The following is a 13215-nucleotide window of genomic DNA, read 5'->3' as shown; positions in this document are numbered from 1 at the left end:
CTCCTCTTTTCCCTAGTTCGTAGACTCTAAAACGTCACCCTCAATTGCATTTACGTAGAAATCCTTTACCTCTCCCGATTCTGTTTCTACAGCAATATGCCACGTTGGGGCAAGGATTTGCTGATTTGAAAGTGGAATATGCGTATAATAGCCATAACGGATTTTGTCTACTCGACTATTGGCCTTTAAGAAATTCTTATTGTACAAGGCTTCAATTGCCTTTAAAGCTGGTACCGCCGATTCCTTATCGTCTACTTCTTTTATATCCTCTAACATCGATTGCTCATAATAAATAATCTGATTGTCCTCATTTAAATATAAGATCACCATGCCAATATGATCTTCTTTTGCCTGAAAAATTGGGTAGTTATTAAATTTTTGGACACAAATAATCGCATTTTCCTTTACATCTTCATACCAATAATAGTAGTTCTCTCCGTACATGACATTTTCTTTTAAAAACTGGCTCACTTTGCTTTCCATATTCACATCAGGAAGCTGATACGGCTTTTCTAATTCAAAGGTTAACGAACGAAACGTCTCTGAAATATTACTTGATAGGACGAGCGTTTGGTTCCCTTTTACCTTCTTCACTTCTTCGACCGTAAAATCTTTACTTTTAGCTGTAATATAATAGCTTTTATCTTCATTTTTAGGAAGATTGCTATAGCTAATATTTTCAGCTGCTAGCTTCTCTTCAATTGTCGCCTCTTGCATAATATCATAGTTGGACTTAGAGCGTAATTCGAAAAACTCAACTGCAAGAAAAATATCTAACACTAAGAAGGCGAGGATAAAAATGGTCTTTGTTTTATTCCACTCCACTTTCATCCCCCCTCATTTCCGTCTCAGATTCATTAAGCTTTAGCAAATTCCCATCCTTTAATTCGATATACCAGGCCGGAGATAACTGCACGTATTTTTGATCAACCGGTCCACTTAGCTCATATCCAACAAAGATATTCTTCATTTCTTCTAGATTTATAGTAGGATTACTTGTTAGGATTTCTTCTACCTTTTTCCCTGACATAATGGTTGAGGTTTGCGTAGAAATATTCGTCGTTAATTGGTACAACGGTCGATCATAAATCGCAATTTCATTTTGACCCCATTTTTGAGATATAACAGTAGGTCCGAACGGATTTTCAGTCGAGTAAATGACCGGTATAGACTGAACAGACATAATAAACTCCACTTCTTGATTATACTCATCCACATCAAACAACACATAATCATCTGTCCAACCCCCGTGATCATTTAAATAGCCCACACTTTGATCGATTAGATAAGAGGCTGGTACTGAATTGGTATTTGTCGGTATCGGATTTACATATTCAACAAGATGTTGATTTGGATAAATATTGAGCTCCCTTGTACCGTCGGTAAAACGATTCCTCGATAAATTAATATCTTGCTTGACAATACGTGAATTTGTAAACAAAGCATTCTTAAATCGTTCATACTCAATTTCATTTGTCACATATTGATAGCTATTTAATTCTGTTTCTTCAGTTGGAAGAATGAACTCATTTCCTCCCTCTACATTGAAGGTAAAATGAGAAACTAACTCATCTCGACGAGTAAACACCTGGTTCACGTATCGATTAGCAGAAGTTAAGTTAACCGAAGCTTCAACCATCGTCATTTCCTCAGTTGAAAAAAAGTACACCTTTTGTGTCTCATTTTCCTTAGGAACATTTAAGTAAATTCGATCGATTTGGAGGTCTTGGTCTAACTCCTCATCCCACTCTAGCATCGTTTGGAGAGTATCAATAGGTAATCCAGTAAAAAATCGCATCTCTATTTTAGCCTGATGATCTTCACTGCCATCTACCCAATTCAAAAAAGAATCATTCGTAAACGTACGAGAAATCTCTTGATTACTCCCCGTAAATTCCCATCTTTGCATTTCTTTCCATAAATCTCCTAGCAGCTTATTTTGAAAGCTACTAAAATGCTCATCATTAGAGTGAATAAACATTTGGTAAGGCTTAATGACTTCATTAAACTTTCTTTTTTCATCACTGATTGGAATATTCTCGAAGAAGGTATTGTTCTCAAGCTCTTCGTGGTAAGGCTGTAAGCCCCATATATTCCAAGTAAAAAATAAGCTTGTCCCTACTAACAGCACCAACAAGATACTTTTCATCGTTTCTTTTCTCATTCCCACTCATCCTCTTGATTAGGATCATATGGAAGTGTAAAGAATACCGTTGTTCCTTGCCCTTCTTTACTAGTAGCCCATATATCCCCTCCATGTGCGTAAACCATTTCTTTTGCAATTGCTAGTCCTAAACCTGTACCACCAAGCTGTCTAGTTCGTGCTTTATCCACACGATAAAATCGATCAAAAATTTTATTAATGCTATCCTGGGGTATTCCAACCCCCTCATCCTTCACTCGAATCTGTATGTCAGTTGATAAAATATCTACATTAAAGATGACATTGCCGCCTTCTGGGGAATATTTGAGTGCATTCGAGATGATATTATCTAAAACTTGAGTAATTTTATCTGTATCAATATCAACAAATAATTCTTCATTCGGTATATGGCGAATAAATGTGACATGCTCTGCCTTTGTCATTTCAAAACGATCAATGATCTTATCGAAAAAGTCAGGGAAGTTAATCCATTCCTTACTTAAACGATAATCTGTACGATCTAGTTTTGACAGCTGTAATAAATCATTTACTAATCTAATCATACGTTCTGTTTCCGTCTGTGTCACATGGAGAAATTGTGGAGCAATTTCATTATCCTTCCAAGCCCCGTCTGCTAATGCCTCTAAATAGCTTCTCATCGTTGTCAAAGGTGTTCTAAGTTCATGTGACACATTCGCAACAAATTCTCTGCGCTCCTGCTCAATCTTTTCTTGTTCCGTAATGTCATATAAAACAGCAATTAATCCATCAATTTTACTTGCTTCTTTTTGAATGACGGAGAAATTAACACGGATTATTACAGGATTATTATGAGAATCAGAATGAAGAATAATAGATTCCTGTTCTTCGATCAAACTCTCAAATGTATGCTCATCTTCTATCCCTAACAGCTCTGTTATAGTTTGATCCTGAATTGTTCCACGTGAAACATCAAGCATTTCAAGTGCAGGGTTGTTAATTAAGATAACTTGTCCATCACGGTTTGTTGCAATAACTCCATCTGTCATATGAGCAATGACAGATGCGAGTTTTTTTCGCTCTCCTTCTGTTGTAGCCTGAGCATCCTCTAGCTTCTCCGTTAAATAGTTAAAGGTCACGGCAAGCTGTCCAATCTCATCTTCTCCATACACTTTAACTTTACGTGAAAAGTTACCGTTTGCTAGCTCCATTGCCTGCTTTTTCATGTCCGTCATTGGACGCGTAATCGTCCTGGCTAAGAAAATTCCAAGTGCTGCAGTAATGACGAGAGCTAAGACCGTCCCGGCGGCCAAGATTTTATTGATAATTCTCATCTGTTCAAATACTTCATCCATTGAGGCCACAATATAGATGGCACCAATTGTTTGTTCTTGGTGATTAATAGGTTGTGTGATGACCCTCACACGCTTTCCGTCCACAATATAAAGGTCACTATGCTCTAACCCTAATAATGCACGGTGTATACTTACTTCAGGTGTCTTCTTCCCGACAATATCCTGATTTAATTCTGATGTCGCAATAACCGTTTTGTTTTTATCAATGACTTTAACCTCTAAGATTTCCCCAGTGACGAAGTCTCCTATAATCGTAGAAATTTCACCTTGAGAAGTTTTACCATCTGAATATTCTTTTGGATCACGCGTCATTTCTTGCTCGATATTATATGCTAACAAGCTAATACGCTTTGTTAATGAGCTATCAAAATTTGTTTTTAAGGATGTTTCTAATTCTCTTACAAAGTAAATCCCAATGATTTGCATGGCCATAATAATAAGGAGTACATAGACCATCACAAATTTAAAATGGATGGAGCGAAAGAAACTAACTCTTTTCATAGAATTAATCCTGTTCTGAATGGCGTAAATAGTAACCTACTCCACGTCTTGTTACAATCCAAGTTGGATGACTTGGATTATCTTCAATTTTCTCGCGCAGTCTTCTTACTGTTACATCTACCGTTCGAACATCTCCAAAATAGTCATAGCCCCATACTGTTTGCAGCAAGTGCTCCCTTGTCATTACTTGTCCAATGTGCTGTGCTAAATAATGTAGTAATTCAAACTCTCGGTGTGTAAGCTCGATTGTTTCCCCACGCTTTGAGACCACATATGCATCAGGGTGGATGACCAATGATCCGATCGAAATTTCATTCGACGCACCACGTTCATCCGTTTGTTCAATTGCTTGCTGACGACGTAAATTAGCCTTAACACGAGCCAGTAATTCTCTTGTACTAAAAGGCTTTGTCACGTAATCGTCTGCACCAAGCTCGAGCCCTAATACTTTATCTATTTCTGAATCTTTAGCTGTTAACATAATGATTGGCATTTCATACTTCTTTCTTACTTCTCGACAAACCTCCATACCATCTCTAATTGGGAGCATGATATCTAATAAAAGCAAATCTGGCTTATGCTCTTCAACCATATCTAAAGCCTGTTGTCCATCGTAGGCACAATAAACAACATAGCCTTCTTTTTTTAAGTTAAACTGTAAGATATCTGCGATTGGTTTTTCATCATCTACTACTAGAATCTTCTTTTCCATTGCTTTCGCCCCTTTACGTAACATTATTGTTACTCTTCTTTTAAATGTACCATGTTCTTCCTTTTTATGCATATCTTAAGTTGCGGTTGTTTTCTCTACCCGCTTACCAGCACTAGTCAACTTAACCTTTTGTACAAACAAACCCCGTATCTACATACAAGTTGTCTATAGTGGTATTATATACTATACGTTTTCATTCTACTTTTTCCTACCAAAAAGAAAAATGTTTACCCATCAGCTCTTCGTGGTATAGGAAGAATAATAGTCTTTTTCACGTATAAAAAAGGGGCCAACAGTATTGCTACCATCAGACCCATTAACTAAAACCATATAGAACATTTTTTACAATCCCAATAGCCAGATTAAAGTTTACTCTCTCTGTACAGAATAAGTAGTTCTTTTCTTTCTTAGTTACCAGAATTTTTTATGTGAAAAATAACGTTCTTTCTAAAATCCTATTGAATAGTAACAAAATGTAGCCAAAAAACCTTTATAAATAATCCATTGGATTTTTCAAATTCCCATTTTCATACACTTCAAAATGTAAATGAACACCGGTTGAATTACCTGTTTTACCCATAACTCCAATTTTTTGACCCTGTGAAACAACTTGACCTACAGTCACACTAATGGAATCAAGATGGGCGTACACTGTTTTTATTCCATTATTATGATTAATGACAACTTTGTTTCCATAACCACCATCATATCCAGCAGACACTACAGTACCATTGTCAGCAGCTTTTATTGTGCGATCACTTGGTCTAGCAATATCAATCCCTTTATGTAGCTTCCCCCAACGTTGCCCTAGATGACTTGAAACATAGCCACCTACTGCAGGCCAAGCTAAAGATCCTGTTCCTCTAGATGGAATGACCTTAGTACCTTTGACGATTACTTCTTTTACGGGTTCCTTCACTACGTTTTCTTCTTTCGTCGTTCTACTTATTTCTGTGCCATTTTCTTTTTCAATTACATAATGAATAAGCTTTTCACCATTTTGCCCTTCTTGCGTTGTTTTCTTTTCTCCTTTAGGCAATGATGAATCTTCCTTAATCTCCGTCTCAAATGCAATTGATTCCTTCTTTAATTCTTCCTCCGTAACCTTTACCTTCGTATAAGGTTTGAAGACCGTGACGTTTAGAAGATCACCCGGTTTAATTAATGTATCCTCTGACATACCTGGATTTAACTCTAATAATTGCTTTAATGTTAGCTCATGTTTTTTTGCAATACTACCTAAAACATCCTGCTCTTCTACTTCGTATTTTGCGTCAGCAAGTGTCCCCTTCTTTAACAAGTTGACGCCTTGCTCTACTGTAAGGATTTTTTTAGGGGAAACTTTCTCCTCTTCTAGTGAAACTTTTTCAGTAAGTGATACGTCTAATAGACGAGATTCATTTTCTTTAAGAGCTGGTAGTTCCTCTGAGGTAATGCTTTGAATATCATTCCATTCTACTAAATCACTTTCAGGAATATAGAGCTGTTTATATTGTTCTAGCACAGCTTGTGCATCTTCATTGTCCTTAAAATAGGCAATAGGTTCACCATTTAAAGTAAGCTCAGTAGCTTCAACGACTACATCAAGCTCCTGCATTAGTTTGGAGACTGTCAAATCATTATTATAAACTGGACGAAACATCTTCTCTGGAATGATCTCTAAATCTTCTACAGTTAAGCGTAGGTCCTCATAAGTTTTATTTTTATTTGTAATTTTAGTTTTCGTTACATCATCAATCACAGTTTGATCGTTAACAGATCCCATATATTCAGAATCAAGATATACATGGTACACTGTGGTTAGAGAATCTTCAGCGGCAACACTATTTGCTCCAACTGTAACAGCTGTAGCTAGGCTTAAACATATTGTTATATTTTTAAATAGACTCTTACTTTGGGGTAAAACATTTCCTATGAAACTATTAGAACGTCTAAACACTAATATTTCCTCCTAATTCTTACCTACAAGAAACGACTCAGGAAGCCTCTTACATGTAAATATTGTTCTAAACCGACAAATTTCACGTATTTTACTCTCTTTCACCTTACCATATGAAATCTACGATTTTCGTCAAAATAGGCTATTTGTAATGATATTGTATTATTTGTTACAGAAAATGGTTGTGACTTTTTCCTTACTTATCTTATCTTCCAACTAGCGACAAAATGGTCATTTTCTTCTTGTTAAACAACAAAAAAGCATGATCCAAAAATGAATCATGCTTTTTTTAAAAGTGGCTCGGGACGGAATCGAACCGCCGACACATGGATTTTCAGTCCATTGCTCTACCAACTGAGCTACCGAGCCATATAATTAGTTAGTATTATTAACTAGTATGTCGTTTTTTGCTTCAAACAACTCATAATCATTCTAAGCTTTTAAAATATAGAATGGCGGTCCGGACGGGACTCGAACCCGCGACCTCCTGCGTGACAGGCAGGCATTCTAACCAACTGAACTACCGGACCAATTTGTAAATGGTGACCCATACGGGATTCGAACCCGTGTTACCGCCGTGAAAGGGCGGTGTCTTAACCGCTTGACCAATGGGCCACTTATAAGAAAATGTAAATGGTGAGCCATGAAGGACTCGAACCTTCGACCCTCTGATTAAAAGTCAGATGCTCTACCAACTGAGCTAATGGCTCTTGCTATAAAACACTCTTAGTGTGACGCCCAAATTTCAGAAAGGTTATTCTAGTAGCCGTTCAATTTGTGCGCTGAAGTGTAGCTTCGTCGCATATTCGAACGTGCTCTACCAACTGAGCTAATAGCTCTTGCTAAGAATAATTTCCTCTAACAGGACGTTTACTATCATAACATAGCATTTCTAGTTTTGACAATACTTTTTTAAAAAAAGTTTTTTTAAAAACAACATTTTTTTGCTCAGAGTTACATTGTATAGTATTTTTTATAAGATAACAACCTAAAAAAGAGAGTTTGGTCAACACTATGGCCTGACCGAACTCTCTTTAGAAATGATTTAGCTATATACACTACGCACAACATTCGTTTGGGCACGATCTGGTCCTACAGAGAAGATCGATAAAGGAATGCCTGTTAATTGTGAAATTCGCTCGATATAGTGTCTAGCATTTTCAGGTAGCTCTGATAATGTGCGCACACTTGTAATATCTTCTGTCCAGCCTGGAAGCTCTTCATAGACTGGCTCACATTCTGCTAAAACTTTTAAGCTAGCCGGATATTCGTTAATTGTTTCGCCTTTGTATTTGTAAGCTACACAAATCTTTAATTTCTCAATCCCAGTTAATACATCAATAGAGTTTAAAGAAAGATCTGTTAAACCACTAACACGTCTTGCATGACGAACAACAACACTATCAAACCAACCCACACGACGTGGGCGACCAGTAGTTGTACCGTACTCTCGTCCTACTTCACGGATTTTGTCACCAATTTCGTTATTCAACTCTGTTGGGAATGGTCCGTCACCTACACGTGTTGTATAAGCTTTGGATACTCCAACAACATGGTTAATTTTCGTTGGACCAACACCAGATCCAATTGTTACACCACCTGCTACTGGGTTTGAAGATGTAACGAATGGATATGTACCTTGATCAATATCAAGCATAACACCTTGAGCACCTTCGAAAAGTACACGACGTCCTTCATCTAATGCGTCGTTTAAGACAACAGATGTATCAACAACGTACTTTTTAAACTGTTGGCCGTACTCATAGTATTCATCTAAAATTTCTTCTACTGTGAAGCCTTCTACTTCATAGAATTTTTCTAATAGGCGGTTTTTCTCCTGTAGAGCACGTGTTAATTTTTCTTCGAATGTATCACGCTCTAGTAAATCAGAAATACGAATTCCGACACGAGCTGCTTTATCCATGTAAGCAGGACCGATTCCTTTTTTCGTAGTTCCAATTTTGTTCGCGCCTTTTCTCTCTTCTTCTACTTCATCTAATTTTAGATGATACGGTAAAATAACATGGGCACGATTACTAATTCTTAGATTATCAGTTGTTACTCCACGATCATGAAGATATTTTAACTCTTTAACAAGAGCCTTAGGGTCAACAACCATACCGTTTCCAATTACGCTTGTTTTATCTTTATAAAAAATACCAGACGGAATTAAGTGAAGCTTGTATGTTTCACCATCAAATTTAATTGTATGACCTGCATTGTTTCCACCTTGATAACGAGCAATTACCTCTGCATTTTCAGAAAGGAAATCTGTAATTTTCCCTTTTCCTTCATCTCCCCATTGTGTACCTACAACTACTACTGAAGACATTCTGTGCACCTCCATGATTTCGCACTTTTCAAACACGTTTATTTTACCAATGACTGGCACTAAAGTCAAACTAAAATACGAACAATATCTATCTTATATAACCTTTTGTTCGTGAATTTGTATAAAACATGAAAGATTATTCTAGTCACCTCTTCTTTTTTAATCAGATATAGTTTTTCCAAAAAATGATTTTAAAGTTCTGACGCTTCATTTTCCCCATAAAAAAAGAAGACCAAAAATTGATCTTCTTTTTACGCCGGAACGCCTGCATCATCAAATCGCCGCTCCAGGTTAACGAACTTATTGTACTCTTTTACGAAAGCTAATGAAACTGTCCCTACAGGACCGTTACGTTGCTTTGCAATAATAATTTCGATAATATTTTTGTTCTCAGATTCTTTATCATAGTAATCGTCACGATATAAGAATGCCACAATATCAGCATCCTGCTCAATCGATCCTGATTCACGGATATCAGACATCATTGGTCGCTTGTCTTGACGTTGTTCTACTCCACGAGATAGCTGAGATAGGGCAATAACCGGTACCTTTAGCTCACGGGCTAATTCTTTTAATGTACGTGAGATTTCAGATACCTCTTGCTGACGATTGTCAGAACGGCCACTACCTTGAATAAGCTGTAAGTAATCAATTAATATCATACCCAAGCCAGCTTCTTGTTTAAGTCGACGACACTTAGAACGAATTTCACTTACACGAATACCGGGTGTATCGTCTATATATATTCCGGAGTTTGATAGACTCCCCATTGCCATCGTGAGTTTTCCCCAGTCATCAGATGTTAGGGAACCTGTTCTTAGTCGTTGGGCATCTATATTTCCTTCCGCGCAAAGCATCCTCATAACTAGCTGATCTGCTCCCATCTCGAGACTGAAGATGGCAACATTTTCGTCTGTTTTTGTCGCAACGTTTTGCGCGATGTTTAACGCGAAAGCAGTCTTACCTACAGATGGACGTGCCGCAACAATAATTAGGTCATTACGTTGGAATCCTGCCGTCATTCGATCAAGCTCAGTGAATCCTGTCGGTATCCCTGTTACATCTCCCTTATTGTCATGCAGCAACTCGATATTATCATAGGTTTCTACTAAAACATCTTTAATATTTTTGAAGGCTCCTGCATTTTTTCGCTGAGCAACCTCCATAATTGTTTTTTCCGCTTCATTTAGAACGACTTCTACTTCATCTTCACGGCTATAGCCATCTTGCGCAATCGTTGTAGCCGTACGAATCAGTCGTCGAAGAATTGATTTTTCTTCAACAATCTTACTGTAGTATTCAATATTGGCTGCGGTTGGAACAGAATTAGCCAAATCACTTAAATAGGAAACTCCACCGATTTCTTCTAATAGATTTACATCCGCTAGCTCTGTTGTTACGGTGACTAAGTCGACTGGTTCTCCTTTGTCTGATAAATCTAGCATCGCGTTATAAATTTTTTGATGTGCTGCTCGGTAAAAATCTTCTGGAATTAATACTTCTGACGCAAGTGTTAATGAGGCAGGTTGTAAGAAAATCGCCCCTAATACAGCCTGCTCAGCTTCTATATTATGTGGTGGAATACGATCACCAAGTACCTCGTTAATAGTGATCACCGTCCTTATCGTAGTATTCTATCAACTAACTTCTACTAGTCTATTACTATATATGATGGCAAATGCCTTTTTCTTATCAGGAGGCTCTGTTATCTTTTAACACAGCCTATCTTTAAAATATCCTCAAGTACTAAGCATAAAAAAAATGTGACCAAGCTTCAAGAGAAATTTCATTCTTTCCACCCAATCACATTATTACCAACATTTACTGTTCTTTTACGTGCACCTTCACTGTAGCTGTTACTTCAGGATGTAGCTTAACAGGAACATTTGTAAATCCTAAAGCTCTAATTCCATCAGGTAGATCTAATTTACGCTTATCTAACTTAATATTATACGTCTTTTTTAGTTCATCTGCAATCTGCTTACTTGTTACTGATCCGAATAGACGTCCACCCTCACCAGATTTTGCTAAAATTTCAACTGTTAGCTTTTCTAGTTCATCCTTAAGGTGTTTCATTTGTTCTAGCTCTTCCACTGCTTCTTGTTCTTTCTTCTTTTTCTGAGCGTTCAATGAACTAACATTTGCATTACTAGCTTCCACTGCAAGACCTTGTTTTAGTAGAAAGTTTTGTGCGTAGCCATCTGCTACATTTTTAATTTCCCCTTTTTTTCCTTTTCCTTTTACATCCTTCAAGAAAATAACCTTCATGATTTAGTTCCTCCTTCAAGATAATCCTCTAGAGCTTCTTTTAATCTTTCTTCTACCTCTAGTATCGTTTTTTCTTTCAATTGTGTAGCAGCATTTGTTAAGTGACCACCGCCACCAAGTGCTTCCATAATGATTTGGACATTGATATCCCCTAGTGATCTAGCGCTAATACTCACGCACTCTTCGTCACGCTTAGCGATCACGAAGGATGCTTCTACTCCATTCATCGTCAAGAGTGTATCAGCCGCTTGAGCAATAATGACTTGTTCATAATAATCATTATCTGCTAACGTTATAGCAATCCCTTCTTTATAAAGAGACGCATTCTGAATGAGCTTTGCTCTTTTTACATAGTGTGTAATATCTTCTTTTAAGAATTTTTGTACCAGGACGGTATCTGCACCCTTCGCTCTTAAATAAGAAGCTGCGTCGAATGTACGAGAACCCGTTCGTAGGGTAAAACTCTTCGTATCGACAATAATACCTGCAAGTAAGGCTGTTGCTTCGATCATATTCATCTTTAACCGCTTAGGCTGATATTCTAATAGCTCCGTGACTAATTCTGCTGTAGAAGATGCGTACGGCTCCATATACACTAAGATAGGATCCTTAATAAACTCTTCTCCGCGTCTATGATGGTCTATGACAATGACATGCTCGCTTCTTGTTAACAAACGATCATCAATAACTAGCGATGGCTTATGGGTGTCGACTACGATTAATAGGGATTCATCTGTCATAATTTCCAACGCTTGTTCTGGCGTTATAAACTTAGACCATAGCTCGGGATGATTCTTTAATTCTTTTAATAATTGCTCCACACCCGAATCTAACGTATCAGGGTCTAACACAATAAACCCTTCCTTGTCATTCACCTGAGCAACTTTTAAAATCCCGATAGCAGACCCTATTGCATCCATGTCAGGATATCTGTGCCCCATAATGACAACCTTGTCACTTGAGCTAACAATTTCACCTAGTGCGTGAGAAATCACTCGAGCTCGAACTCTTGTACGTTTTTCCATCGGGTTGGTTTTACCACCGAAGAACTTAACTTTTCCACTTGGCTGTTTAATAGCTACCTGGTCTCCACCTCGACCTAAAGCCAGATCTAGGCTAGATTGTGCTAGAACTCCAAGTTCCTGTAAAGAAGGGACACCTGTACCAACACCAATACTTAGCGTGAGTGAGATGTTTTGCATAGACGTTTTTTCCCGTACTTCATCCAATATTGAGAACTTTGTCTTTTCTAGTTTTGTTAAAATATCTTCATTTAAGACGGCTAAAAAACGCTCCGAAGAGATACGTTTTAAGAAGACTCCATAATCCTTTGCCCATTTATTTAATAAGGCTGTCACTTCACTATTAATCGAGCTCCTTGCCTGGTCGTCCATCCCTTGAGTAACTTCATCATAATTATCTAAAAAGATAAAGGCAAGTACAGTACGCTCATCTTCATATTGCTTCTCAATCTCAATTTGCTCCGTCACATCAAAGAAATAGAGTAAACGCTCATCCCGCTTAATAATTACCTTGAAATCACGTTCATATAGGGTAATTGTATCTGACTCTACCTCTTGTTTAATTAATGGAACAAGTGAATCAGCGACATCATATAATGATCTTCCAACTAGCGTATCAACGTCAAAGCAAGAAGTCATGAATGGGTTAGACCAATCAACCTGGTATTGATCATTATATAATAAAATACCAATTGGCATCTCCATTAATGCTTCCTCACCAACCTTTTTTAATCGGTAAGAAAGAGTTGTGATATAACCTTCCATTTCTGACTTAAATTCGATTAAGGCTTGTCTAATAAAAATAACAGCTGCACCAAAGCAACCTAACAGAATTAACCCTAAAACCCAATTAAAAAGAAACAGGGAAAGAATAGCTATCACTGTTACGCCCATTAGTGCATACATGGGATAACGAAATAGTGGTTTTTCATAAAAGCTTGGCATTCGATTTGTTCAACTCCTC

General features: G+C 37.4%; 9 protein-coding genes and 4 tRNA genes. All 13 read right to left on the bottom strand.

All coding sequences use genetic code 11. From position 1 onward, the window contains the following. Positions 1-12: 12 nt before the first annotated feature. A complete protein-coding gene (locus tag A9C19_RS20510; protein WP_072581590.1) occupies positions 13-825 on the bottom strand; it encodes a two-component system regulatory protein YycI in 813 nt (270 codons plus the stop codon). Beyond that, entirely contained in the window at positions 812-2164 is a 1353-nt protein-coding gene (locus A9C19_RS20505) for a YycH family regulatory protein (protein ID WP_072581589.1), read from the bottom strand. Before A9C19_RS20505 ends, A9C19_RS20510 begins: the two co-directional genes overlap by 14 nt. Further along, entirely contained in the window at positions 2161-3978 is a 1818-nt protein-coding gene (walK, locus tag A9C19_RS20500) for a cell wall metabolism sensor histidine kinase WalK (protein WP_072581588.1), read from the bottom strand. The genes A9C19_RS20505 and walK overlap by 4 nt, the downstream gene beginning before the upstream one ends. A gap of 4 nt (positions 3979-3982) precedes the next feature. Beyond that, the gene (gene yycF, locus A9C19_RS20495) at positions 3983-4690 is read right to left on the bottom strand and encodes a response regulator YycF (protein ID WP_072581971.1); all 708 of its coding nucleotides are present in this window, start codon (positions 4688-4690) and stop codon (positions 3983-3985) included. A 490-nt stretch (positions 4691-5180) separates the two neighbouring features. Further along, the gene (locus tag A9C19_RS20490) at positions 5181-6629 is read right to left on the bottom strand and encodes a M23 family metallopeptidase (protein ID WP_233499208.1); all 1449 of its coding nucleotides are present in this window, start codon (positions 6627-6629) and stop codon (positions 5181-5183) included. A gap of 296 nt (positions 6630-6925) precedes the next feature. Continuing rightward, positions 6926-6998 (bottom strand) — tRNA-Phe (locus tag A9C19_RS20485). Positions 6999-7082: 84 nt separating this feature from the next. After that, positions 7083-7159: transfer RNA gene (locus tag A9C19_RS20480), tRNA-Asp, on the bottom strand. 10 nt (positions 7160-7169) lie between these two features. Then, positions 7170-7244, bottom strand: a tRNA-Glu gene (locus tag A9C19_RS20475). Between the two features lie 19 nt (positions 7245-7263). Further along, positions 7264-7339 (bottom strand) — tRNA-Lys (locus tag A9C19_RS20470). A gap of 335 nt (positions 7340-7674) precedes the next feature. Next, positions 7675-8961: an adenylosuccinate synthase gene (locus tag A9C19_RS20465; protein ID WP_072581587.1), complete on the bottom strand. Its 1287-nt coding sequence runs from the start codon at positions 8959-8961 to the stop codon at positions 7675-7677. A gap of 251 nt (positions 8962-9212) precedes the next feature. Then, the gene (gene dnaB / locus A9C19_RS20460; RefSeq protein WP_072581969.1) at positions 9213-10568 is read right to left on the bottom strand and encodes a replicative DNA helicase; all 1356 of its coding nucleotides are present in this window, start codon (positions 10566-10568) and stop codon (positions 9213-9215) included. Between the two features lie 214 nt (positions 10569-10782). Next, a complete protein-coding gene (gene rplI / locus A9C19_RS20455; RefSeq protein WP_072581586.1) occupies positions 10783-11229 on the bottom strand; it encodes a 50S ribosomal protein L9 in 447 nt (148 codons plus the stop codon). Beyond that, positions 11226-13196, bottom strand: coding sequence for a DHH family phosphoesterase (locus A9C19_RS20450; RefSeq protein WP_072581585.1), 1971 nt, complete (start codon positions 13194-13196; stop codon positions 11226-11228). The genes rplI and A9C19_RS20450 overlap by 4 nt, the downstream gene beginning before the upstream one ends. Between the last annotated feature and the right edge of the window lie 19 nt (positions 13197-13215).

Source organism: Bacillus weihaiensis (assembly GCF_001889165.1).
GTDB classification, from domain to species: domain Bacteria; phylum Bacillota; class Bacilli; order Bacillales; family Bacillaceae; genus Metabacillus; species Metabacillus weihaiensis.
Note: the sequence above shows the minus strand (reverse complement) of the source record. Positions and strands in the feature narration are given on the sequence as shown.

Bases quoted from the DNA above. Each gene is read 5' to 3' on its own strand.
- walK (WP_072581588.1), bottom strand. From the start codon at position 3,978: ATGAAAAGAGTTAGTTTCTTTCGCTCCATCCATTTTAAATTTGTGATG.
- A9C19_RS20450 (WP_072581585.1), bottom strand. From the start codon at position 13,196: ATGCCAAGCTTTTATGAAAAACCACTATTTCGTTATCCCATGTATGCA.
- A9C19_RS20505 (WP_072581589.1), bottom strand. From the start codon at position 2,164: ATGAGAAAAGAAACGATGAAAAGTATCTTGTTGGTGCTGTTAGTAGGG.
- yycF (WP_072581971.1), bottom strand. From the start codon at position 4,690: ATGGAAAAGAAGATTCTAGTAGTAGATGATGAAAAACCAATCGCAGAT.
- rplI (WP_072581586.1), bottom strand. From the start codon at position 11,229: ATGAAGGTTATTTTCTTGAAGGATGTAAAAGGAAAAGGAAAAAAAGGG.
- A9C19_RS20465 (WP_072581587.1), bottom strand. From the start codon at position 8,961: ATGTCTTCAGTAGTAGTTGTAGGTACACAATGGGGAGATGAAGGAAAA.